The organism is Streptomyces sp. NPDC058457 (assembly GCF_042720695.1).
Lineage (GTDB): Bacteria > Actinomycetota > Actinomycetes > Streptomycetales > Streptomycetaceae > Streptomyces.
The window spans coordinates 103,953-126,661 of sequence record NZ_JBHXLU010000006.1 but is presented as its reverse complement, the minus strand read 5'-3'; the positions used below and the strand labels follow the sequence as shown (position 1 = coordinate 126,661).

Genomic DNA, 22,709 nt, shown 5'->3' with positions numbered 1-22,709 from the left:
GGGGAGTGCCCTGGTCAGGGAGGTGTCGGTGCTGTCGGGCCCGCCGCCCGGCGGTGCCGGTCCAGGCGGGCCGGGTCGGTGTCGTCGCGGCCCGCGAGCGTGCGGGCGAGGGCGGCGTGCCGAAGCTGCCGGGAGGACGGGGTCTGGGTGCTGAGCACCACGTCGCGGGGCAGCTCGGGCAGCCGGTAGCGGCCGGTGCCGGGCGCGCCGGGATCGGCGTCCCAGACCAGGATCCGGGCGGTCACCGCGGCGTCGATCAGATGCAGGAGCTCGTCCGGGGCGACGCCCTGGACCTCGGCGAGCAGGCCGAGGTCGAGCCGGCCGTCGTCGGCGGCCGCGTAGGTGAGCATGGCCCGGGCCGGTTCGGGGAGTTCGACCAGGCGGGCGTGGACGATGTTGCGGACGGCGGCCGGTACCTGCGCCTCCGGTCCGAGGCGCCGGACGGGCGGCAGCTTGAGCAACTCGGCCAGGGCGAACGGGTGCCCCTCGGCACGCCGGTGCAGCGCGGCCGCCGTCCCGGGCGGGGCCTCCTCGCCGCGTGCCGTGAGCATGTCGGCCACGTCGTCGGCGGTCAGCGGCTCCAGGGTCAGCCAGGCCGCGCCGAGCAGGGCCAGTTCGGCGAGCAGCGTGCTGGAGATGGGGGCGTCCGGGTTGCGCAGGGTGCACACGAACACCACCGGGGCCTCCCGCAGCACCTGGGCGAGCCGCCGCAGCAGACGGTGGAAGCCCTGTGGCGCCCGGTCCAGGTCGTCGACGACGACGAGCGTGGGTGCCCGGGTGAGTTCGCGGACGACCGTGGCGAGGGGGTCCTTCTGCGCGACCTCGTCCTCGGCGGAGTCCTTGCCGTCCTGCCGCAGCGCGTCCAGGAGCTGGACGGTGGGACAGGTCTGGACGATCCCGCGGTTGCCGCTGAGCGCCTGACCGGCCCGGGTGCGGGCGACGGTGAAACCGGCGGCCTCGGCCCGGGCGGCGGCCTCCTCCACCAGCCGGGTCTTGCCCGCCCCCTGCTCGCCGCCGACCACGGCCCAGTGGGGGCGGTTCGCGGTCGCGGCCGACAGCAGGGCGGCCAGCTGCGCCATCTGTTCACCGCGGCCCACGAAGGGCGCGGCCGTGGCGGCCGGCCGCGGGTGGGTGCAGGCGGCGGTGAATTCGGGCCCCGGGCGCGGGGACTGAGGCCCGGCGGCGCCGAGGACGACGACGTCGTGCCGCAGGATCGCGGTGTGCAGGTCCCGCAGCCGGGGGCTGGGGTCCAGCCCGAGCTCCGTGGCGAGCATGTCGCGGAACCGCTCGTACCGCTTCAGCGCCTCGACCGGCCGCCCGGCCGTGTAGAGGGCGCGCATCAGCAGCGCCCAGGAGGTCTCCCGGAGCGGGGCCCTGAGGACGAGGTTCTCGGCGACGTCGATCGCCTGCTCCGGCTCGCCCTGCTGGACGAGGATCGCGGCCCGCAGCTCCCTGGCGTCGTGGAGGGCGCCGTCGAGCCGGGTGCGCTCGCGGATCGCGAAGGCGTGTTCACCGGCCTCGGCCAGGGCCTCGCCGCGCCAGAGCCCGAGCGCGGTGTCGATCTCCTGCCGGGCGAAGGAGAGCTGACGGTTCCTCATCGCCTCGCGGGCCCGGCCGACGCCGTCCTCGAAGAGAACGCTGTCCCGGGCCTCGCGGGGCAGCTTCAGGGCATACCCGGCGGTGCCGCTGACCAGCATGGCGGACCTGCCCTGCCGTACCGGGTCGAGGACCGAGCGCAGCCGGCTGACGTGCGCGCGCACCGAGGAGGCGGCGCCGGTCGGCCGGTCCGTCGGCCACAGGTCGCGCAGGATCGTGTCCTGCGAGACGGACCGGCCGTCCTCGACGAGCAGCCGCAGGAGCAGCAACCGGCGCTGCCGGGGCCCCAGGTCGAGGGGCACGTGGTCCCGAAGCACTTCCACCGGGCCGAGCACGCCGAACCGCATCTCCTGTCCTGGCCGGGGATTCATCGGGGTGGCTCTCCTGGGCGGTACGGGGTGCGAAGCGCTTCGCCGGATGCGGCCTCGGGGCATGCGGGACATGCGGGGCACGCAGATTCGTCACCGCTTCGTATGACGGTTCGGCAAAGCAGTCAACCAATGGTTCGTTGCCCGGGTGTTGTCGGGTTGTTGTTTGCCGCGTTGTTCGTGGTGCTGTTCGTGGTGCGGGTAGTGGTGCGGTGGGCCGGGCTCGTCCGTTCTCCACGTCAGTTCGCCGCCACCGTTCGCGACGGCCGTTCACGACGGCTGTTCGTGATGAGGGGCGCCGGCCGGCCTGTACTCAGGCCGCCGAGAGGCCGCCGAGAGGGCGCCGAGAGGGCCGATCTGAGTACGCGCACTCTGTCCGGTGACCGGCCCGGCCGGAACGCTGGGGCCATGCGACTTCACAAGCCTGTGTTCCGGGCGTCGGTACCGGTGTGCGTCCTCGCCGGTGTGTCGGTGGCGGCCTGGGCCGCCTGGCTGGGCTGGGACCAGCGGTACGACGTGCAGCCCGACGGGTCGACCAGCGGGCCGTACGAGGTCTGGCAGGTCGTCGGGCTGGTCCTCACCCTGCTCGTGCCCGTCTGCTGGGCGGCGGCCCGGGGACACAGCGCGGCCGCCGTGGGCGGTACCACCGCGGGGCTGACCCTCGCCGCCTGCGTCGACTGGGCGGACGATGCCAGCGGGCTCTTCATGGTCGGCGTGGTGCTGGTCATGGCCGGGACGTTCGTCGCCACCGCCGTCGTCTCCGCCGTGATCGACACCCTGCGGCGGGACCTGCCGCTGACCCGGTGAGTCAGGTGGGCAGCGGCTGTTCCGCCCAGATCGTCTTGCCGGTCGGGGTCTGGCGGCTGCCCCAGCGTTCCGAGATCTGGGCGACCAGGAGCAGGCCGCGGCCGCCCTCGTCGTAGACGCGGGCCCGGCGCAGGTGGGGGGCGGTGCTGCTGCCGTCGGAGACCTCGCAGATGAGGGACGCGTCGCGGATCAGGCGGAGGGCTATCGGACCGTCGCCGTAGCGGACCGCGTTCGTGACCAGTTCGCTGACGATCAGTTCGGTGGCGAAGACCGTGTCCGTCAGCCCCCAGGCCTCCAGCTGTTCGCAGGCCATCTTGCGGGCCCCGGCGACGGCGGCCGGGTCCCGGGGGAGCCGCCAGGTGCGGACCTGCGCGGTGTCCAGGGCGGCGGTGCGGGCGAGCAGCAGGACGATGTCGTCGGCCGGGCGGTCGGTCAGGACCGTGCGCAGGACGTGGTCGCAGGTCTCCTCCAGGGGCGCGGCCGGGTCGGCCAGGGCGCGCCGGAGCAGGCCGAGGCCCACCTCGATGTCGTGGCCGGCGGTCTCCACCAGGCCGTCGGTGTAGAGGGCGAGCAGGCTGCCCTCCGCCAGTTCCACCTCGGCGGACTCGAAGGGCAGGCCGCCGAGGCCGAGCGGCGGGCCGGCCGGGAGGTCGAGGAAGCGGACGTCGCCGTCGGGGGTGACCAGGGCCGGCGGCGGATGGCCGGCGCGGGCCACGGTGCAGCGGCGGGTCACCGGGTCGTACACGGCGTACAGGCAGGTCGCGCCCACCTCGCCGGACGACGCCGCCTCCGTCCGGCCGGGCACCTCCGGGCCCTCCTCACGGTCGAGCCGGATGACCAGGTCGTCCAGCTGGGTGAGGAGTTCGTCGGGGGCGAGGTCGACGTCCGCCAGCGTCCGTACCGCCGTGCGCAGGCGGCCCATCGTGGCCGAGGCGTGGATGCCGTGGCCGACGACGTCGCCGACGACCAGGGCGACCCGGGCGCCGGAGAGCGGGATCACGTCGAACCAGTCGCCGCCGACGTCCGCGCCGGAACCGGTGGGCAGGTAGCGGTAGGCCACCTCGGTCGCCGCCAGGCCCGGCGGCCGGCCGGGCAGCAGGCTGCGCTGCAGGGTGAGGGCGGTGCGGCGCTCGCGGGTGTAGCGGCGGGCGTTGTCGACGCTCACCGCGGCCCTGGCGACGATCTCCTCCGCGAGCCGCTGGTCGTCCTCGGTGAAGGACTCGGGCGTGCGGTGCCGCAGGAAGTGGGCCAGGCCGAGGGTGACGCCGCGGGCCCGCAGCGGGACCATCAGCACCGAGTGGATCATGTGCCGGGCGACGGAGTCGGCGCGGGCCTGGGAGGTCCTGAGCCACTCCTGCATGCCGGGGTCGCCGGGCCGGTGGCGGGTGCCGTGGCCGGCCAGCAGGGTCCGCATCGGAGGCGTGTCCACCGGGTAGCGGAACACGTCGCCGGGGTCGGCCACCGACTCCGGGCAGCCCTCGAGCACCGACCGCTGTGCCGTACGGCGGACGGCGACCGGCTCGCCCGGTCTCAGCGGCTCCGGCTCGTCGCCGAGGGCGACGGACTCCAGCAGGTCGACGGTGACGAAGTCCGCGAAGCCGGACACGGCCACCTCGGCCAGTTCCTCGGCGGTGCGGGTCACGTCCAGGGTGGTGCCGATGCGCATGCCGGCGTCGTTGAGGACGGCCAGGTGGCGCCGGGCCCAGTACTGCTCCGTGGTGTCGAAGACGACCGCGGACAGGCCCTGCACCGTGCCGTTCTCGTCCTTCAGCGGGGAGAAGTACATCGACCAGGAGTGCTCCCGGGTCTCGCCGGGCGCCTGGGCGTGCTGTTCGTGGAAGATCGTCCGCCCGGTGCGCAGGACCTGCCGCTGGAGGCGGTCGTACTCGTCGAAGGGGAAGCTGGGCTCGATCTCCGACAGGGTCAGGCCCCGCATCTCCGCCGCGGGCAGGCCCATGATCTGGGACATGACGTCGTTGGCGGCGACGAACCGGGCCTCGCGGTCGTAGATCGCCACCGGTGTGGGCAGCTGGGCGAGCGTGAGGTCCCACAGGGTCGCGGCGCCCGGCTGGTCGCGTCCGGCCACGGTCGTCGACGCGGCACCGGTGACCAGCCAGAGCGGCCTGTCGCCGGTGTCCGCGAGCGGGATTCCCTGGAGGCGTACCACGACCCGGTCGCCGTTGCGGTGCCGCAGCGCCACCTCGGTGGACCAGCGCTGCCCGTCGGCGAGGTGCCGGCGCGCGGACGGGGGCAGCTCGGCGGCGAGCAGCATCTGGGTGGAGCGGCCGACGACCTCGGCGGGTTCGTACCCGAGCAGCCGCCGGGCACCCGCGCTCCACACCAGGACCGCCCCGTCGGCGTCGACGACGACCGCCAGGTCCTCCGGTATGCGTCCTTCCATGGTGCCTCCGGACGTGCGGGTACCCTGCCCCGTTCCCAGGATCCCGCCAGGCCGTGCTCCGCTCAACCGGCACCGGCACCGGCACCGGCACCGGCACCGGCACCGGCACCGGCACCGGCACCGGACACGCGACGACGGCACGCCGCCCGGCACTCCCTCCCCAGCCTCCGGCCGGGAGGAGGACTCCTGAGCACGCACCTGACGCCGCGAGGCTTCCCTCCGGGCGACGACGGGAACTGTCGGGACGCACACCTAGGCCCGCGCCCGACCCGCCGCCGCCCGCCGGGCCAGGGCGTCGAAGACCACCGCGATCAGCAGCACCCCGCCGGTGATCATGAACTGGACCGCGGGCTGGACCCCCAGCAGGGCCATGCCCGAGGCGATCGACTGGATGATGAGGACGCCGAGCAGCGCCGACCAGGTCGAGCCGCGGCCGCCGAAGAGGCTGGTGCCGCCGATGACGGCGGCGGCGATGGCGTTGATCAGCAGCATGCCGGAGCCCGGCACCGTGGTCGCCGAGGTCAGCCGGGAGGCCACGAACAGGCCGCCGACCGCGGCCAGCGCGCCCGAGACGAGGAAGACGGAGATCCGTACCCGGGCCACTCCGACGCCCGCCCGCAGGGCCGCCTCCGCGCCGCCGCCGAGGGCGAGGACCTGGCGGCCGTAGGCCGTGCGGCGCAGCAGGAGGTCGGAGGCGACGAGGACCGCGAGGAAGATCAGAAGGGCGAGGGGCAGGCCCTCGAAGCGGTCCAGGACGTAGGCGGCGGCGAAGGCGGCGACGGCGAGCAGGGCGGTGCGGACCCAGATCTCGGCCGCCTGCCGGTTCGGCATGCCGGCGGCGGCCCGGCGGCCGCGGTCGTGGAAGGAGACGGCGAGGTAGGCCGCCGTACCGAGCGCCGCCAGGCCGTAGGTGGCGACGGCGGCCGGGAAGTGGCGGCTGGTCAGCATGGCCACCAGCCCGTCCCCGTCGAAGTCGATGGCGTCCTCCGGGCCCAGCAGGTAGAGCATCAGGCCGTTCCAGGTCAGCAGCCCCGCGAGGGTCACGACGAACGCGGGCACCCCGGTCTTGGTGTACACGAACCCGTGGAAGGCCCCGGCGCCCGCACCCGTCCCGACCGCGACGAGCACGGCGAGCCACTGCGGCATCCCGTGGTTCACGTTCAGCGCCGCGAACAGGGCGCCCGACAGGCCGGCCAGCGACCCCACCGACAGGTCGAGCTCCCCGATCAGCAGCACGAAGACGACACCGACGGCGATCATCCCGGTCCCGACGATGTCCACGCTGAGCACGGACAGGTTGCGCGGCGAGAGGAAGTTCGCGTTGAGGCTCTGGAAGACCGCCCAGATCACGCCGAAGGCGAGCAGCACCGGGGCCGGACCGAGGCCGCCTTCGTGCAGCCGACGGCGCGCGGTGCCGGCGTATCGCCGGAAGCGGTCTCGCCGGAGGCGGCTTTGCCGGAAGCGGCCGGTGAAGGGCCCCCTCACGACCATCTCTCCCCTGGGTCGGCGGAGGGGCGGTGCCGGCCGGAGTGGTCCGCCGCGCCCGTGACGGAGGCGATGATCTGCTCCTGGGAGGTGGTGCCCACGTCGAACAGGCCGTTGTTGCGGCCGAGCCGCAGTACGGCGACCCGGTCGGCGACGGCCTTGATGTCCCCCATGTTGTGGCTGATCAGGAGGATCCCGGTGCCCCGGTCGCGGAGCTCCTCGACGAGGTCGAGGAGGTGGTTGGTCTGTTCGATGCCCAGGGAGGCGGTGGGTTCGTCGAGGAGGAGCAGCCGGGGCGCGCTGAGGAACGACCGGGTGATCGCGACGACCTGCCGCTGGCCGCCGGAGAGGGTGGCGAGCGGGGCCCGCACGTCCGGGATGTCGATGGGCAGGGTCCGCAGCAGCTCACGGGCGCGGCGCTCCATCTCGACCTCGTCGAGGACGCCGTACCGCTGGATCTCCCGGCCGAGGAAGAGGTTGCCGACGACGTCGAGGTTCCCGCACATGGCGAGGTCCTGGTAGACGGTCGCGATGCCGAGCGCCCGGGCGTCGTGGGGGCGTCTGATCTGGACGGGGCGGCCCTCCCACGCGATGACACCCCGGTCCGGGGGACCGACCCCGGAGATCACCTTGACCAGCGTGGACTTGCCGGCCGCGTTCCCGCCGACCAGGGCGACCACCTCCCCGGCCCGGATCTCCAGGTCGACGTCGACCAGCGCCTGGACGGCGGCGAAGCGCTTGGAGACACCGTGCAGCGCCAGCAGGGGCTGGACCACGGGCCACCACCTCCTTCCCCGGGCCCTATGAGGTGAGTCCGGCCTCGGCGCAGGCGGACCGCAGCTTGGGGGTGCATATCTGGTCGATGGTGTAGATACCGTCCTTCACCACAGTGTCCTTGATCGTGCCGGTCGTCACCGAGTACGCCGGCAGCAGCACCGCGGGGATGCCCTTGGTGGTCGCGTTGTCGACGGTGGTGGCGGTGGTTGGGACCGGCTCGCCGCGCCCCAGGGCGACGGCCATCTCGACGGCGGCGTCGGCCTCGGCCCGGTAGGACTTGTAGACGGTCATGTACTGCCGGCCCGCGACGATCCGCTGCACCGCCGAGAGGTCGGCGTCCTGGCCGGTCACCGGGGGCAGCGGCCGGACCGAGCCGGCGTCGAGGGCGGCGATCGCGGCACCGGCGAGGCTGTCGTTGGCGGCCAGGACGCCGTCGACGTGGTCCGCGCCCAGGGCGGAGACGGCGCCGGCCATCTCGGTGTAGGCGTTGTCCGGCCGCCAGTCGGGGGTGTCGTACGACTTGCCGATCCGCACCTTGCCCCGCAGGACCGAGAGCGCGCCCTGCTTGAACCAGCCGGCGTTGGGGTCGGCCGCGGCGCCGTTCAGCATGACGATCTGGCCGCCGTTCGCCTTCGCCCCCATGCCCTTGAGCAGCCCCTCGCCCTGCAGCCTGCCGATCGCCGCGCCGTCGAAGGTGACGTAACCGGAGATCGGGCCCTGTGCGAGCCGGTCGTAGGCGACGACCGGGATGCCGGCCCGGTGCGCGGCCTCCACCGACGAGCGCAGCGACCTGGGGTCGATGGCGGAGAGGATCAGGACGTCCACGCGTCGGGTGATCATGGCGTCGAGCTGCTGTTGCTGGACATCCGGCTCGGGGGTGGCCACGACGGCCGCGGCCGGGCAGTGCGGGCACAGCTGCTTCAGCTTCTGCTCGATGAACGGCCGGTCGAACTGCCCGAACCGCGAGGCCCCGCCACCCGGCAGCAGCACGCCGACACTGAGCCCCGCCCCCGGCCCGCCCCCGCCTCCGCCCCCGCCTCCGCTTTCGGCACCGCCACAGGCCCCGGCCAGCACGAGCCCGGCGCCGACGGCGACCGCGACCACCACCCGGACGAGCGCCCTACACCGCACACCCGGAATCCGGCCACCGGACCCCGCGCCCGGTCCTCTGCCGGACCCCGCGCCCGGACCCATCCCGGGCCCCGCTTCCGGGCCCATGCCCGCACCCGTGCCCGGACCCACGCCGAGACCCATACGGAGACCCACGCCGAGACTCATGACGAGACCCCTGCCCAGACCAGTGACCACACCGGCAACCAGACCAGCAACCAGACCGACGACCGGTTCTTCGAGGGATTTGCCCCGACTTACCCCATATCAAATGTCCGGTATTAGGGTAGTAAAGCTGTTACTCGGTGTCCTCGCGGAGGGCCCGGTCGATCGAGGCCAGCGCGCCGGTCAGTCGCGTGTAGTCGTCGGCGGTCAGCGGTCCGACGAAGAACTCCTCCACGATCCGGGCGTGCACCGCGGCCGCGCGCAGGAACGCCGCCCGCCCCTCGGTGGTCGGCTCCACCAGGGCCACCCGCCGGTCCCCGGGTGACGGCGCCCGCCGGACCAGCCCGGCCTCCTCCATGCGGTCGATCAGGCGGGTGGTGCCGCTGCTGGTGAGCGTGAGGCCGTCGGCCAGCTGTCGCTGGGAGATCTCCTCGCCGGACCGGCGGCAGAGCAGGATCAGCACTTCCAGCATGGTGTGGCTGATCCCGCACTCCCGGCGCAGCGCGCTGTCGATGCGTTGCTCCAGGCGGGTGGCGGACGTGATCAGCAGCCCGAAGTCCCGGACGAGCGGGCTGTTGGCGGCGCGGGCGGCGGCTTCGGCGTCGTGCTGGGGCGTGGAGTTCATCGCGACCGACCTTACTGTGACCGCACTTACTGCTGAGGCGATAACTGCTCGCTCAATTGCTGACTAGATGATTGCTGACTAGTCAATTAAATCGTACGGTGAGAGCACCGCGAGCGAGAGGAAGATCCGTGGATCTGCAGCACTGGCTCGGCCGAGCCACCGACGCGATACAGGAGTGGGCCGACACCTTCGGCCCCTACCGGCGCCACCCGTCCCTCGACGTCGCCGACGACCGCTTCGCGCCGGTCTTCGCCGAGTTCACGGACCGGCTCAAGGACAACTACCCCTTCTTCCACCCGCACTACGCGGGCCAGATGCTCAAGCCCCCGCACCCCGCCGCGGTGGTCGGCCACCTCACCGCGATGCTGATCAACCCCAACAACCACGCCCTGGACGGCGGCCCCGCCACGGCGGCGATGGAACGCGAGGCGGTCGCGCAGCTAGCCGCGATGTTCGGGTACGAAACCCACCTCGGCCACCTCACCACCAGCGGCACCATCGCCAACCTCGAGGCCCTCTTCGTCGCCCGCGAGCTCCACCCCGGCCGGGGCATCGCGCACAGCGCCGACGCCCACTACACCCACGGCCGTATGTGCCACGTCCTGGACATGACCAGCCACCCCGTCCGCACCGACGACCGGGGCCGGATGGACCTCGACGCGCTGGCGGACGTACTGGAGACCGGTGCCGTCGGCACCGTCGTCGTCACCACCGGCACCACCGGCCTCGGCGCCGTCGACCCCGTCCACGAGATCCTGCCGCTCGCCGAGCGCCACGGCGTCCGCGTGCACGTCGACGCGGCCTACGGCGGCTTCTTCACGCTCCTCGCCGGCGCCGACGGCCCCGAGGGGCTGCCGCCCGAGCCCTGGCGGGCCCTCGCCCGGGCCGACTCGATCGTCGTCGACCCGCACAAGCACGGACTCCAGCCCTACGGCTGCGGAGCCGTCCTCTTCCGGGACCCCGACGTCGGCCGCTTCTACCTGCACGACTCGCCGTACACCTACTTCACCTCCGGCGAGCTCCACCTGGGCGAGATCAGCCTGGAGTGCTCCCGTGCCGGTGCCGCGGCGGCGGCCCTGTGGCTCACCTTCCGGCTCCTGCCGCCCACGCCCGACGGCCTCGGCGAGGTGCTGGCGGCCGGGCGCCGGGCCGCCCTGCGCTGGGCGGACCTGATCGAGGCGTCGGACGCCCTGGAGCTCTACCAGCGCCCCCAGCTGGACATCGTCACCTACTTCCCGGCCACCGACCCGGCCGCCCTCACCGCGATCGACGCCGCCTCCGCCCGCGTCCTGACCGACGGCATGGCCGCCCCCGACCCGGTCTTCCTCAGCACCCTCAAGGCCGACCGAGACGCCTTCGCCGCCCGCCACCCCAAGGTCACGGCGGACGCGGACGGCGCCCGGATCCTGCGCAGCGTCCTCATGAAGCCGGAGTCGGAGGACCATGTCGAGGACCTGCACGACCGGGTGGAGCGGCTCGCCAGGGGGGTTACGCGGGCCACCTGACGGCCGCACCGCGCCGTGCACGAAGGGGCCCGTACCGCCCCGTACCGCTACGGCGCCGTACCCGCCCCCACCGTCGTACGCGCCGGCGGGCGGAGGACACCTGCCCGCTAGTCTGGCCGCGGTTTTCCGTTATGCCGACGGCGTCGACCGACCCTCCCCTTGCATGAGCGACTTCTCACCCAGTGGACATGACGCGCAGACCGCCGTCGTCAGGGCCGCGCAGGCCGGCGACCAGCGGGCGCTCGACGTGCTCGTGGCGGACCATCTGCCCCTCGTCTACAACGTCGTCGGGCGTGCCCTGAACGCGCCCTCCGACACCGACGACGTCGTCCAGGACGTCATGCTCCAGATGGTCCGCGACGTGGCGCAGCTGCGCGATCCCGCCGCGTTCCGCTCGTGGCTGGTGGCGATCGCGATGCGCCAGGTGCGCCGGCACTGGCGGCTGCGGCGGGCGGCGCCGCCGCAGGCCGGCGCCGAGTGGCTGGACGAGACCGCGCAACTCGCCGATCCCGGGGCCGACTTCGCCGACCTCGCCATCACCGTGCTGCACCTGTCCGAGCAGCGGCGCGAGACCGCCGAGGCGACCCGCTGGCTGGACGCGGAGGACCGCGAACTGCTCGCCGTGTGGTGGATGGAGGTGGCCGGTCAGCTCAGCCGTGCCGAACTGGCCGCCGCCCTGGAGATCCCGCCCGCGCAGGCGGGCGTCCGGGTACAGCGGCTGAAGGCACGCCTGGAGGTCGCGCGGGCGGTGGTGCGGGCGCTGGAGGCGGCGCCCCGCTGCCCGGGCCTGGACGGGATGCTGTACGGCTGGGACGGACGGCCGAGCGGTCTGTGGCGCAAGCGGGTGGCCCGGCACACCCGTGAATGCCCGGCCTGCGACGGGGTGTTCGACGGGGCCGACGTGGTCCCGGCCGAGCGGCTGCTCGCGGACCTGGCCCTGGTACCGGTCCCGCCCGCGGTCGTCGCGCTGACGGCGGCGGCCCTGCGGGCGGGCGGCGGAAGCAGCGCGACGACCGCAGCGCACACCACGACTGCCACGCACACCGCCGCCGCCGGGCATTCCACCACCGCAGCCGGGCATTCCACCACCGCAGCGCACACCATGTCTGCCGCGGACGCCGCCCCGGTCGCGCAAGCCGCGCCCGCGGTCCGTGCCACCCGCGCCGGCCGTGCCGGTCGCGTGGCCAGGTCGGGCAAGGCGGTCAAGGCGGCCTCGGCGGTCAAGGCGGCCTCGGCCGGCAAGCTCGTCGGCCTGCTCTCGCTGGCCGCCGCGGGCGTCGCCGGTGTCACGATCGCCGCGGTCGCCCTGGCCGCCGGCCCGGGCGCCCCGACCGCCCCCACGGCCGCCGCGCTCTCCCCGTCGCCCACCGTCCGCTCCGCGCCCCCGTCGGTCTCCCCGTCGCCGTCGACCGCATCGGCGTCGACGTCCGCGACGGCCCGTCCCCGTGCCTCCAAGAAGCCGACGGCCACCGCGGTGGCCCCGGCCCCCACGACCGTCGACACGAAGCTCCCGGTCCGCGCCGCCTTCTACTACCCCTGGTACGACAAGAACCCGCACACCGACGGCGGCAGCCAGTACACCGCATCGGCCTCCGACTACGACCAGGACGACCCCGCCACCATCGACCGGCAGATCAAGGACATGCAGTACGGCGGCCTCCAGGCCGGCATCGCCTCCTGGTGGGGCGCCGGCAAGCGCGAGGACAAGCGGATGCCGCTGCTCATGTCCGAGGGCGCCGAGCTGGGCTTCTCCTGGACGACGTACTACGAGAACGAGGCGTACGGGAACCCGTCCGTGACCCAGATCCACAGCGACCTCGTGTACCTGCGCAAGTACTCGGACCAGAAGACCTGGCTGCACATCGAAGGCAAGCCGGTGATCTTCGTGTACGCGGCGGGCGGCGACGGCTGCGACATGGTCGACCGGTGGACCGAGGCCAACCGCACCGCCGGTTACTACGTCGTCCTGAAGGTGTTCGGCGGCTACCGCACGTGCGCGAACCAGCCGCAGGGCTGGCACCAGTACGCGTCCAGCCTGGACCTCCAGCAGGGCTACTCGGCGATCCTCTCGCCGGGCTTCTACAAGTACGACGCCGACGAACCGGTCGTTCCCCGTGACCTCGACCGCTTCCGCCGTGACGCCACGACCGTCGCCACCTCCGGCGCGCCCTTCCAACTGCTCGTCACCTACAACGAATGGGGCGAGGGCACGGCCGCCGAGTCCGCCACGGCCTGGGCCAGCCCCAGCGGCCACGGCGCCTACATGGACGTCCTGCACGACGTCTTCACGGCCCATCCCCGCTGACGGGGTCAGGTCAGCTACCGGACGCTCCGTGCTCGGCCTGCTCGGCCTGCTCGGCCTGCTCGGCCTGCTCGGCCTGCTCGGCCTGCTCGGCCTGCTCGGCCTGCTCGACCTGCTCGGCCGACGGGTGCCCGGTGCGCAGCAGGAGCACGGCGAGGTCGTCGGTGTGGCCGCCAGCCGGCCAGGCCTGGTGGACGAGGCTGTCGATGAGGCGTTCCAGGTCGTCGACGTCGGCGTGTGCGAGGTGCTCGGCGAGGTCGGCGGTGGCGCGGTCGACGTCGGTCCCGGGGCGTTCGACGAGGCCGTCGGTGTAGAGGGCGAGCACGGCGCCCGCCGGAAGCGCGCCGCGGGTGACGGGGTAGCGGGCGCAGACGTCGACGCCCAGCGGCGGCCCGGGGTCGAGGTGGAGGGGGTGGGCCCGGCCGGCCGCCGGGCGCAGCAGCGGCGGTACGTGGCCGGCCCCGGCCAGGGTGAGCTCCTTGCGGGCCAGGTCGAGGTGGACGTAGAGGCAGGTCACCAGGAGGTCGGGGGTCAGGTCGGCGAGCAGCCGGTTGGTGCGGGTGATGACCTGGTCCGGGGCGGCTCCGGCGGTGGCGTGGGCGTGGATGGCGGTGCGGACCTGGCCCATCAGGGCGGCCGCGGCCATGCTGTGGCCCTCCACGTCGCCGATGACGGCGGCCGCGCAGGTGTCGTCCAGGCGCAGCAGGTCGTAGAAGTCGCCGCCGACGTCGATGCCGTGCCCGGCCGGCAGATAGCGGGCGGCGACGTCGAGACCGGGCAGGGTGGGGAGACTGCGTGGCAGCAGTGCCTGCTGGAGCTGGTGGACGAGGTGGTGCTGGGTGTCGTAGAGGCGGGCCCGGTCCAGGGCCTGGGCGAGCAGACCGGCCAGTGGGGTGAGGACGGCGCGCTCGTCGGCGGTGAACGTGTGGGGGCGCTCGTAGGAGAGGACGCAACACCCCACCGGCCGCCCTGAGATGACCAGGGGCAGGAAGGCCCACGCCTGTTTCCCGCTGACCTGGGGTGCCCGGGGGTAGACGGTGGTCAGCTCGGCCGGGCTGCCGAAGAAGGCGGGGACACCGCTCGCCAGGACCTGGCCGACCGGGGTGACGCCGGTGTCGAGGCGGAGGGCGTCGAGGCGTTCGGCGGCTTCGGCGGAGTAACCGTGCTGCCCGGCGATCCGGAGGCGGCCCGCCTCGGCGATGCTGAGCACGAGCCCCTGGGCGCCGAACGCGGGCAGGACCTGGTCCGCCATGAGCGCCACGAGGTCCTGGGTGGTCACCGTCTCCGTGAGCGCGGCCGCCAGGTGGATCAGCTGGTAGAGGCGTCCGGGCGTGGTCGGCGCGGGCTCCGCCCGCTCGCTCGCTCCGGCCGCCGTCTCCGCACCGGCGGTGATGCGCACGCTGATGCCGCTGGCGTCCGGGTGGAGGTGGAAGGTCAGCCACCGGTTCGGCGGGCGGAGTGCGCTGAAGGTGACCGGTGCCCGGCTGACGACCGCCAGACGGTACCGCTCCTCGTACCTCAGGTCGTCCAGCCACGGCAGCGACTGCCACGGCCGCGTGCCGAGCAGCCGGTCGGCGTCCCGGCCGAGCAGCCGTGCGGCCGGGGCGGACATGAACGTGATCCGTCCCTCCAGGTCCAGGGCCAGGGCGCCGTCGGGGAGCCGGTCGAGGTAGTCGACGGCGGCCGGCGCGGTCTGGGCCGGGTGGTGCAGGGAGTCCACGGCCACGACACGCGGCCGGTCGGGGAGGTCCGGCGGCACCGGGGAGTCGTCCAGGAGCCGGGCCAGCCGGCGGGCGCTCGCGGTGATGTGGTGGCGTTCGCGGGTGGTGGCCCGAGAGGGGTGGTCGGCGGGCCACATCAGCACCACCCCGCCCCAGCGGCGGCGCACCCCGCGCACCGGGACCGCGGCGAGCGCGAAGGGGTACGGCAGGACGGTCGCCGCCCGCGGGTAGCGGCGCGCCATCTGGTCCTGGGAGCCGATCCAGACGAGGTGGTCCCCCGCGATCGCGTCGGCCACCGGGACCGGCGCGGTCAGCGGCAGCCGTTGCCAGGGCGCGGTGAAGTCGACGGGCAGTCCGCACAGCGCCACCAGGCGCAGCAGCGCGGCAGGCTCCTCGACGAGGTACAGGCCGCCGATCGCCGCCCCCGTCCGGCGCACCATGCCGGCCAGTGCCACGCCCAGGGCGTCGTCGACCGGGAGGTCACCCCTGGGCCGGGCACGGAGCCGCATGACGTTCGTCCTCCGGTCGTGTGCGGAGGGAGGCACGCCTCGTACGCGGGCGTCCCCGTGGGGAGGCGCGTACCACCTATTCACGACAATATGTGCATAACTTCCTCCGGCAATAGCGGCCCGGTGGCCCGGTGGCTCGGTGGCTCGGTGGCTCGGGCCGCCGTCCGGCCAGGGCGGGCGATGCCCGGTATCGCCTCTCCCCGACATGTCGGTTCCATGCCAAGCTGGGTGGGCCGTGAGTGGCAGGGGGAGCGGACGTGAGCGCAGGGCGTCGGAGAGCGGTCTTACTCCTTGTGACATTGGGGACGTTCGGCACGGCACTGGCCGGGTCGTACGCGCTGACGGGGCTGTGGACGGCCCATGACTCGGCCGACCGGTGGGCGATCGCCATCGCCTTCGCGGTCGCGGCGTCCGGGGCGGTGGACAAGGCGGTGTCACCGTGGGCCGACCAGGCCGTCCCGTCCGGAGAGCCGTCGGCCGCCTCGGGTGGAGACCCGACGGGAGACCCCTCCGACCCCCCGCCGTCCGGGGACCCCTCCGACCCCCCGCCGTCCGGGGACCCCTCCGACCCGCTGCCGTCCGGGGAGCCGTCCGGCAGCCCGGACGGGGACCCGTCCGGTCGTATGCCGGACCCTTCCGGTCGTACGCCGGAGCCGTCCGGTCCCGGACGTCGGTTACGGGCCCGGGACCGGGTGACCACCGCCGTGGTGGCCTTGGCCGTCGCGGCCACGGCGAGCGGGATCGTCTACGAGGCGCTGGCACCGGACCAGGGCCACGCCGACCCGGCTTCCTCGGCCTCGGAGGGCTACACGCGGGTGTACGCCCACCGGAGGCTGTTCCTGAAGGACTACCACTACTACTTCGACCTGCGCGCCGGTGTGTCCGGCGCTGCGGAGACCGAGTGGAGCATCAGCACCAACGCCGGCGGCGACGGTGCCGGCGCCTTCGAGATCCAGCCGCTCACCGACGTCTACGTCGTGTCCGGCAAGGCGGCACCGACCGCCACGCAGTGCGCCGCCAAGGCCGTCCGCCACCCCGCCAAGGACCGCCTGCATTTCCGCGACGCCCCGCCCGGCCGCACCTTCTGCCTGCGTGACACGACGAACGGCGACATCGCGGTGGTCACGGTCCTCGACGTCGACCACGGCAACTACGCGACGACGGACACGGTCACCTACTACCGCCACCGCGCTTGAGCCCCCGCCCACTGCCCGGACTAGGATCCGGCCCATGGCCCTGACCCTGACCGACGTGGACCGGTTCGAGGCGGCCAGGCCGCGCCTGGCGGCCATCGCCTACCGGCTCCTCGGCTCCGCGAGCGAGGCCGAGGACGCGGTGCAGGAGACGTATCTGCGCTGGCAGGCCGCCGACACCGGCCGTGTCGAGGTCCCCGAGGCCTGGCTGACGAAGGTCCTCACCAACCTCTGCCTCAACCAGCTCACCTCGGCCCGTGCCCGGCGCGAGACCTACGTGGGCCAGTGGCTCCCCGAGCCGCTGCTCGCCGGCGACCCGATGCTCGGCCCCGCCGACACCGCGGAACGGCGGGAGTCGGTGTCGTACGCGGTCCTGGTCCTGCTGGAGCGCCTCACCCCGGCCGAGCGTGCGGTGTACGTGCTGCGGGAGGCCTTCGACTACCCGCACCGGGAGATCGCCCGGATCCTCGACCTCACCGAGGCCGCCAGCCAGCAGATCCTGCACCGGGCCAGGAAGCACGTCGCGGAGGGCAGGACCCGCACGGCGGTCGACGAGGCCGCCGCCCGGCGGATCATCGAGGAGTTCCTCGCGGCCGCCACCAGCGGCCGGACCGAGCCGCTCGTCCGGCTGCTCACCGAGGACGCCGTCGCGATCGGCGACGGCGGCGGGAAGGTCCCGGCCGCGGCCAGGGCGTTCGAGGGTGCCCTCGCGGTCGCGAAGTTCATGCGGGGCCTGTTCAAACAGGGCCCGGCGCAGCGGGCCCTGGCCGGCGGCTCCGTCGAGCTGTACGCCACGACCGCCAACGGCGGCCCCGCCCTGGTGGCGGTCGTCGGCGGCCGGGTCTTCGGCGTGATGTGCCTGGAGATCACCGCCGAGGGCATCGCCGCGTTCCGCAACCAGGTCAACCCCGACAAGCTGGAGCGGGCGACCAGGCAGTGGGCGGCGACCGACCACGGCGAACCCCTGCTCCGCCTCTTCTGACGCGGCGTCCACTTCAATGTGATCTGCTTCACACCGCACTCCTGTCAGGAAACGGCGGGCCGCCCGGTTCAGGTGGCGACCCGCTGAACAGTTGGATGACAGGAGCACGGACATGCAGCACCGCATCGTCGTCCTCGGCGCCGGATACGCCGGAGCCGTCGCCGCCGGCCGCCTCGCCAGGCGGCTGCGCCGCGAAGACGTCGCCATCACCCTCGTCAACGCCGAACCCGACTTCGTCGAGCGCGTCCGGATGCACCAGCTGGCGACCGGCCAGGAGCTCAGGCCCCGGCCCTTCGCCGAGATGTTCGACGGCACCGGCGTGGAGCTGAGGCTCGCGAGGGTCACCGCCGTGGACGTCGACCGGAAGACGGTCACCGCCGCCGCCATGGACGGCACCGGCGAGGACGGCGCACCGGCGCCGGAACTGGAACTGGAGTACGACACCCTCGTGTACGCCCTCGGCAGCGCCTGGAACGACCAGGGCGTCCCCGGTGCCGCCGAGCACGCCGACCAGATCGCGAGCCGCCCCGGAGCGCTCCGGCTGCGCGAGCGCCTCGCCGGTCTGGCGGCGGGGGAGCCCGTCGTCGTGGTCGGCGGCGGCCTCACCGGTCTGGAGGCCGTGACCGAGATCGCCGAGGCCCGCCCGGACCTCGACGTCGCCCTCGCCGCCCGCGGCGCCCTCGGCGACTGGCTCTCGCCCAAGGGCCGCCGGCATCTGCGGAAGGTCGTCGACGGGCTCGGCGTCACCGTGCACGAGCACACCGCCGTCACCGCCGTGGCGCCCGGCCAGGTGACCACGGCAGAGGGCACGGCCATCCCGGCCGCCGTCACCCTGTGGACCACCGGCTTCGCCGTCCACCCGATCTCCCGGGCCACCGCCCTGGAGGTCACCGGCGCCGGCCGGATCGTCGTCGACCGGACCATGCGCTCGGTCTCGCACCCGGACGTGTACGCCGTCGGCGACGCGGCCATGGCGACGGGCCCGGCCGGCAATCCGCTGCGCATGTCCTGCGCCTCGGGCCTCCCGATGGCCTGGCAGGCCGCCGACGCCATCGCGGCCCGCCTGACCGGCGGAAAGCTCCCCGAGACCCCGCTCCGCTACTTCAACCAGTGCGTCTCGCTGGGCCGCGGGGAGGGCCTGATCCAGTACGTCACGGCCGACGACCGCGCCGTACGGGCCGCCCTCACGGGCCGCACCGCCGCCCGCTACAAGGAACTGATCTGCAAGGGCGCGGCCTGGGCCGTCGCCCACCCGACGCTCGGCCTCCCGGCCCGGCGCCGCCGCGTCGTACCGCAACCGGCTCGGACGGACACCCCGCTCCCGACCACGACGCCGGCCTGACCGCACACCGCCGCCGGTCCCCGTCGGCAGGGTCTCCGGGTCAGCCCTTCGGCCCCGCCGACTGCACCACCTCGAAGGACCACAGGGTCGAACCGGAGGCCGCAGGCTTCGGCCGCTCACCCTCCGCACCCCCCTGGTGCGCGGCCTTCATCGGCCCCTCCATCCACGCCTGGAAGGACTCCTCGTCCTTCCAGCGCGTGTACACCAGGTACTGCTCGGTCCCCTCGACCGGCCGCAGCAACTCGAACCACTCGAACCCGTCCGAGTTCTCCACGGCATGCGCCCGCGAGGCGAACCGCTTCTCCAGCGTCTCCCGCTGCTCGGCGGGGACGGACAGCACGTTGATCTTCACTACGCTCATGAGCCCATCCTGGCGCAAGGGTGATCAGGAGGGTGTGAGTGACTTGGTACTCCGCCGGTTGCGTCCATGGAAATGGTGTACGGGTTCGACCTGATCCGGGGGTTTGCTCCGGCATCGGGATGAGGCCCGCATGGACGAACGGCAGCGATGGACTCTGGATCCGTTCGTGAAGAACAACACGCGGGCCCACAGCGTGCTGACCTGCGGCGTCAAGTCTCAGCGTCGGCCGGCTAATTCTCTGCAGATCGTCAGTTGTTGTCAGTGGCTCCGACTGCGGATGCCGAACCTCTGCGGGATTCAAGTCGAAGTGACTTTCAGACGGCCCGTCTTGCGTAGTCAACGTACGCTACGCAGATGAGGGCACGACAGGAAAGCGCCCTATATCCTCTGACTAGGAGCTCTGGGTAGCCTGTTCGGCCTGAGGTTCAATCTGCCTCAGCCCACGGGAGGCGGAATGGACCCTGCAGCAATGGCGCTGGCCAGCACTCTCGGCACCGCCGTAGTGTCGGCAATGGCAACTGACGCCTGGCAGAGCACGCGCGCTCGAATAGTTGCCGTTCTGCGACGCTCTCAACCCGAGGCCGTGGAATCCGTAGGCCGCTCCCTGGACGAGCACCAGGCATTCCTCGTCCAACTTGCCGCCGACACAAGACATGGAGCGGAGGACGAATTTCGCCGCCGCTGGCGAAATTACTTCCTCGACCTGATTCAAGCGGACCCTGTGGCCGGCCGAGCCCTGATGGAGGTTTTCGCGCCCGCGCAACAGCAGGGCGGTAAGGAAATTAACCAGGTCGGAAACGCGCACGACCATAGCCACATATACATCGCCGCGAACGACCAGCATTTCGGGCGACCATGACTGACTACGGCCCGTACCGCGACGAGGGGCAGCCGGAAAATCCATATAGCGCTAATCCGGAGCACTTGCAAGCCCCCGACGGGTCAAATTACGGACCGGCGGACTGGGGTAGCGGATACGGTTATCCCAGTTGGTCGCCTAACCCGCACAGTGATGCTCCGAACTACTCACAGACCTCCTGGGAATCAGGTTATGGTCAAACCCCTCCCAGTCAAACCTCTTACGGTGCCGTCAACATGCACGGTGAGGCGCACCAGGACTCTCGCGTATACATGGCGGGGCGAGACCAGTACATCACCCAAGGGTTGATGTTCCCGTTCGAGAAGATAAAGTCCCAGGCAGTTGAATGGGTGTGCGCCGCGACACCATCCGTCTCTGGCTGGCTTGTGCGTGCGCTCTGGAAAACCTCATATTCAATCCCAGGTTTCTACCTCGCCGCGCTCGTTATATTGGCGTGCCTGGTGGCACTGTGTGCATCCGCATACAATGGTATGTACATTGCGGACAGCCTCCCGGACGGGTTAGTCGGCGCAAAAGGCTACCTGGTAACCATAGTTGCAGTCGGACTGTCGTCCATGGGAGTCTTTTTCTTCTTCCTTTTTAAGGACCTGGCCCTCCTTGATAGCTGGGGACAGTCCCTTGTCCACGAGATTGGCAGGGTATCCGCCGCGATCAACAAGCAGTAGGAAGACGCGACTCTACGCACGGCCACCGGCGCCACCGCGCAGGTGAGCCCCGGCGAGGCCATCGCCTGACACACCGACAGCACGGACGCCGCCCGACCCGAGACCGGCCGGGCGGCGTCCGCGCAGGGGGCGTCTCTTTGGCTGTCAGGGCGGCAGCTCGCTCGATCCCGCTGAACAACCGCGGTCAGTGGTGCATCAGCGCACCTGTTGCGGAGTTCGTCCTGCATCAGTGCCGACCGGGGTCCTTGTAGGGCACAGCAGCCCCAGAGATTTCATCGAACTCATGTACAACCCTTACCCCTTGACGCGGGTCTCCTGATCGCCGGACAACACTGACTCCGGCCGTCCGCCGGGTGTGGACGGCCCCCGCATGCCGCAGGAGACGACCCGCATGCACACGTTCCCGCGACTCGCCCTCGCGACGGCCACCGCGGCCGCGCTGACGGGCGGTCTGCTCACCTTCTCGGCCGCCTCGGCGTCGGCCGCGGACTCCGTCAAGATCGCACACGCCGACTTCAACGGCGACGGCATCGGCGACATCGCCACCTCGGCCACCACCGCCTACGTCAACGGTCACAAGGGCGCCGGCCAGGTCATCGCCCTCTACGGCTCCGCCTCGGGCGTCACCACCGCCAAGCGCACCACCATCAGCCAGAACACCGCCGGCGTCCCCGGCACCGCCGAGGCCGGCGACAGCTTCGGCGAGACTCTGGCGTACGCCGACTTCAACGCCGACGGTTACGACGACCTCGCCGTCGGCTCCCCTTCGGAGAAGGTCGGCACCGACACCGACGGCGGTACCGTCACCCTCCTGTGGGGCTCCGAGAGCGGCCTCACCGGCAAGGGCGTCGACATCAAGGACCCGTCGCCGAGCAGCCACGACTACTGGGGGCTGCAGCTCGCCGCCGGTGACTTCGACGGCGACGGCAAGGCCGACCTCGCCGTCGGCAGCTCCGCCGCCACCCTCTGGGTGTTCAAGGGCGGCTTCTCCGGCAGCGGCACGCCCGGCGGCCGGTACACCGTCAAGCCGCCGATCCAGCCGGGCACCAGCTCCTACCCGTACGGCCCGATGAAGCTCACCGCCGGTGACGTCAACGGTGACGGCCGTACCGACCTGATCGTCGACGGGTACGAGACGAAGACCAGCGACCACTGGAACACCAACTACTGGCTGCCGGGCAGCTCCACGGGCCTGACCGTCACCGGTGCCAAGGCGCTGAAGAGCGGCATCGTCACCGGCGTCGGCGACATCAACGGCGACGGCTTCGGCGACATCGTCAGCGGCGCCTCCTGGGACGCCAGCAGCGACGGGACCGTCTTCCCGGACTCCGCCAACGGCGGCCGGGTCGCCGTCACCTACGGCAGCGCCTCCGGCCCGGCCAAGGTCACCATGTTCAACCAGAACACCAGCAACGTCCCCGGCACCTCCGAGAAGGGCGACGGCTTCGGCTGGGAGATAGACCTCGGTGACGTCAACGGCGACGGATACGCCGACCTGGCCGTCTCGACGCCCAACGAGGACATCGGCAGCAACAGCAACACCGGCCAGGTCACCGTCCTCTACGGCTCGAAGACCGGGATCAACCTCGCCTCCGGCGCCCAGTCCTTCGCGCAGAGCACGGCCGGCGTCCCCGGCGACGACGAGAAGAACGACCTCTTCGGCGCCGACGTCAAGCTCGACGACGTCACCGGCGACGGCAAGGCCGACCTGGTCGTCGGCTCGTACGAGAACGGCGGCGACGGCGCGGTGACCTACCTGCCGTCCAACGGCTCGAAGATCACCACGACGGGTTCCCGGGCCCTCGCCGCGAGCAAGCTGGGCGTCTCCACGACCGGCGTGCCGCAGCTCGGCGCCGTCTTCGCCGACTGAACCGCAGGTCAAAAGAACTTCTCCACAAGGCGTTCGGGCGGGCCC

The 22,709-nt window shown here is 72.5% G+C and carries 17 protein-coding genes; 9 read left to right on the top strand and 8 right to left on the bottom strand.

The annotated features are described in order from the left end of the window. Positions 1 to 14 precede the first annotated feature (14 nt). Positions 15 to 1,967 carry a BTAD domain-containing putative transcriptional regulator gene (locus tag ACFWPS_RS07530; protein ID WP_383702072.1) on the bottom strand — a complete coding sequence of 651 codons (1,953 nt, stop codon included), beginning with the start codon at positions 1,965 to 1,967 and terminating at the stop codon, positions 15 to 17. A 405-nt stretch (positions 1,968 to 2,372) separates the two neighbouring features. Here ACFWPS_RS07530 and ACFWPS_RS07525 point away from each other — a divergent pair, with 405 nt between their 5' ends. After that, entirely contained in the window at positions 2,373 to 2,771 is a 399-nt protein-coding gene (locus tag ACFWPS_RS07525) for a hypothetical protein (protein WP_383702070.1), read from the top strand. 1 nt (position 2,772) lies between these two features. Here ACFWPS_RS07525 and ACFWPS_RS07520 read toward each other — a convergent pair whose 3' ends face one another. From ACFWPS_RS07520 to ACFWPS_RS07500, 5 genes are all read right to left on the bottom strand, one after another. Next, on the bottom strand, positions 2,773 to 5,172 hold the full coding sequence (locus ACFWPS_RS07520; protein WP_383702068.1) for a SpoIIE family protein phosphatase: 2,400 nt from the start codon (positions 5,170 to 5,172) through the stop codon (positions 2,773 to 2,775). Between the two features lie 252 nt (positions 5,173 to 5,424). After that, complete coding sequence (locus ACFWPS_RS07515) at positions 5,425 to 6,663, bottom strand: sugar ABC transporter permease (protein ID WP_383702066.1); 1,239 nt, start codon at positions 6,661 to 6,663, stop codon at positions 5,425 to 5,427. Further along, positions 6,654 to 7,433, bottom strand: a complete 780-nt coding sequence (locus ACFWPS_RS07510; RefSeq protein ID WP_383702064.1) for an ATP-binding cassette domain-containing protein — start codon at positions 7,431 to 7,433, stop codon at positions 6,654 to 6,656. Before ACFWPS_RS07510 ends, ACFWPS_RS07515 begins: the two co-directional genes overlap by 10 nt. A 25-nt stretch (positions 7,434 to 7,458) precedes the next feature. Continuing rightward, on the bottom strand, positions 7,459 to 8,628 hold the full coding sequence (locus ACFWPS_RS07505; protein WP_383702230.1) for a sugar ABC transporter substrate-binding protein: 1,170 nt from the start codon (positions 8,626 to 8,628) through the stop codon (positions 7,459 to 7,461). Positions 8,629 to 8,842: 214 nt separating this feature from the next. Further along, complete coding sequence (locus tag ACFWPS_RS07500; RefSeq protein WP_383702062.1) at positions 8,843 to 9,334, bottom strand: MarR family winged helix-turn-helix transcriptional regulator; 492 nt, start codon at positions 9,332 to 9,334, stop codon at positions 8,843 to 8,845. 128 nt (positions 9,335 to 9,462) lie between these two features. Between ACFWPS_RS07500 and ACFWPS_RS07495 the strand changes: the two genes are divergently transcribed. Together ACFWPS_RS07495 and ACFWPS_RS07490 are read left to right on the top strand one after the other, a co-directional pair. Continuing rightward, positions 9,463 to 10,839 (top strand): pyridoxal phosphate-dependent decarboxylase family protein, encoded by a 1,377-nt coding sequence (locus ACFWPS_RS07495; RefSeq protein ID WP_383702060.1) that lies wholly within the window; start codon positions 9,463 to 9,465, stop codon positions 10,837 to 10,839. Between the two features lie 163 nt (positions 10,840 to 11,002). Next, positions 11,003 to 13,144 (top strand): sigma-70 family RNA polymerase sigma factor, encoded by a 2,142-nt coding sequence (locus ACFWPS_RS07490; RefSeq protein WP_383702058.1) that lies wholly within the window; start codon positions 11,003 to 11,005, stop codon positions 13,142 to 13,144. Between the two features lie 10 nt (positions 13,145 to 13,154). Here ACFWPS_RS07490 and ACFWPS_RS07485 read toward each other — a convergent pair whose 3' ends face one another. Continuing rightward, positions 13,155 to 15,371 (bottom strand): SpoIIE family protein phosphatase, encoded by a 2,217-nt coding sequence (locus ACFWPS_RS07485; protein WP_383702056.1) that lies wholly within the window; start codon positions 15,369 to 15,371, stop codon positions 13,155 to 13,157. A gap of 293 nt (positions 15,372 to 15,664) precedes the next feature. Here ACFWPS_RS07485 and ACFWPS_RS07480 point away from each other — a divergent pair, with 293 nt between their 5' ends. The 3 genes from ACFWPS_RS07480 to ACFWPS_RS07470 all read left to right on the top strand — a co-directional run bounded on the left by ACFWPS_RS07480 (position 15,665) and on the right by ACFWPS_RS07470 (position 18,888). Continuing rightward, the gene (locus tag ACFWPS_RS07480; RefSeq protein WP_383702054.1) at positions 15,665 to 16,567 is read left to right on the top strand and encodes a hypothetical protein; all 903 of its coding nucleotides are present in this window, start codon (positions 15,665 to 15,667) and stop codon (positions 16,565 to 16,567) included. 34 nt (positions 16,568 to 16,601) lie between these two features. Beyond that, positions 16,602 to 17,546 (top strand): RNA polymerase sigma-70 factor, encoded by a 945-nt coding sequence (locus ACFWPS_RS07475; protein ID WP_383702052.1) that lies wholly within the window; start codon positions 16,602 to 16,604, stop codon positions 17,544 to 17,546. Positions 17,547 to 17,658: 112 nt separating this feature from the next. Continuing rightward, positions 17,659 to 18,888, top strand: coding sequence for an NAD(P)/FAD-dependent oxidoreductase (locus tag ACFWPS_RS07470; RefSeq protein WP_383702049.1), 1,230 nt, complete (start codon positions 17,659 to 17,661; stop codon positions 18,886 to 18,888). A gap of 40 nt (positions 18,889 to 18,928) precedes the next feature. Here the strand turns inward: ACFWPS_RS07470 and ACFWPS_RS07465 are convergent, their stop codons facing one another. Further along, on the bottom strand, positions 18,929 to 19,249 hold the full coding sequence (locus ACFWPS_RS07465) for an antibiotic biosynthesis monooxygenase family protein (protein ID WP_383702047.1): 321 nt from the start codon (positions 19,247 to 19,249) through the stop codon (positions 18,929 to 18,931). A gap of 469 nt (positions 19,250 to 19,718) precedes the next feature. On the opposite strand from ACFWPS_RS07465, the gene ACFWPS_RS07460 reads away from it, so the two are divergent. The 3 genes from ACFWPS_RS07460 to ACFWPS_RS07450 all read left to right on the top strand — a co-directional run bounded on the left by ACFWPS_RS07460 (position 19,719) and on the right by ACFWPS_RS07450 (position 22,664). Continuing rightward, entirely contained in the window at positions 19,719 to 20,108 is a 390-nt protein-coding gene (locus tag ACFWPS_RS07460) for a hypothetical protein (protein WP_383702045.1), read from the top strand. Between the two features lie 308 nt (positions 20,109 to 20,416). Further along, complete coding sequence (locus ACFWPS_RS07455; RefSeq protein ID WP_383702043.1) at positions 20,417 to 20,794, top strand: hypothetical protein; 378 nt, start codon at positions 20,417 to 20,419, stop codon at positions 20,792 to 20,794. A gap of 391 nt (positions 20,795 to 21,185) precedes the next feature. Beyond that, on the top strand, positions 21,186 to 22,664 hold the full coding sequence (locus tag ACFWPS_RS07450; protein ID WP_383702042.1) for an FG-GAP and VCBS repeat-containing protein: 1,479 nt from the start codon (positions 21,186 to 21,188) through the stop codon (positions 22,662 to 22,664). Positions 22,665 to 22,709: the final 45 nt, after the last annotated feature.

Excerpts from the sequence above, each read along its gene's own strand:
- ACFWPS_RS07530 (WP_383702072.1), bottom strand. The coding sequence starts at position 1,967 with ATGAATCCCCGGCCAGGACAGGAGATGCGGTTCGGCGTGCTCGGCCCG.
- ACFWPS_RS07525 (WP_383702070.1), top strand. The coding sequence starts at position 2,373 with ATGCGACTTCACAAGCCTGTGTTCCGGGCGTCGGTACCGGTGTGCGTC.
- ACFWPS_RS07520 (WP_383702068.1), bottom strand. The coding sequence starts at position 5,172 with ATGGAAGGACGCATACCGGAGGACCTGGCGGTCGTCGTCGACGCCGAC.
- ACFWPS_RS07515 (WP_383702066.1), bottom strand. The coding sequence starts at position 6,663 with ATGGTCGTGAGGGGGCCCTTCACCGGCCGCTTCCGGCAAAGCCGCCTC.
- ACFWPS_RS07505 (WP_383702230.1), bottom strand. The coding sequence starts at position 8,628 with ATGGGTCCGGGCGCGGGGTCCGGCAGAGGACCGGGCGCGGGGTCCGGT.
- ACFWPS_RS07500 (WP_383702062.1), bottom strand. The coding sequence starts at position 9,334 with ATGAACTCCACGCCCCAGCACGACGCCGAAGCCGCCGCCCGCGCCGCC.
- ACFWPS_RS07490 (WP_383702058.1), top strand. The coding sequence starts at position 11,003 with ATGAGCGACTTCTCACCCAGTGGACATGACGCGCAGACCGCCGTCGTC.
- ACFWPS_RS07485 (WP_383702056.1), bottom strand. The coding sequence starts at position 15,371 with ATGCGGCTCCGTGCCCGGCCCAGGGGTGACCTCCCGGTCGACGACGCC.
- ACFWPS_RS07475 (WP_383702052.1), top strand. The coding sequence starts at position 16,602 with ATGGCCCTGACCCTGACCGACGTGGACCGGTTCGAGGCGGCCAGGCCG.
- ACFWPS_RS07470 (WP_383702049.1), top strand. The coding sequence starts at position 17,659 with ATGCAGCACCGCATCGTCGTCCTCGGCGCCGGATACGCCGGAGCCGTC.
- ACFWPS_RS07465 (WP_383702047.1), bottom strand. The coding sequence starts at position 19,249 with ATGAGCGTAGTGAAGATCAACGTGCTGTCCGTCCCCGCCGAGCAGCGG.
- ACFWPS_RS07460 (WP_383702045.1), top strand. The coding sequence starts at position 19,719 with ATGGCGCTGGCCAGCACTCTCGGCACCGCCGTAGTGTCGGCAATGGCA.
- ACFWPS_RS07455 (WP_383702043.1), top strand. The coding sequence starts at position 20,417 with ATGTTCCCGTTCGAGAAGATAAAGTCCCAGGCAGTTGAATGGGTGTGC.
- ACFWPS_RS07450 (WP_383702042.1), top strand. The coding sequence starts at position 21,186 with ATGCACACGTTCCCGCGACTCGCCCTCGCGACGGCCACCGCGGCCGCG.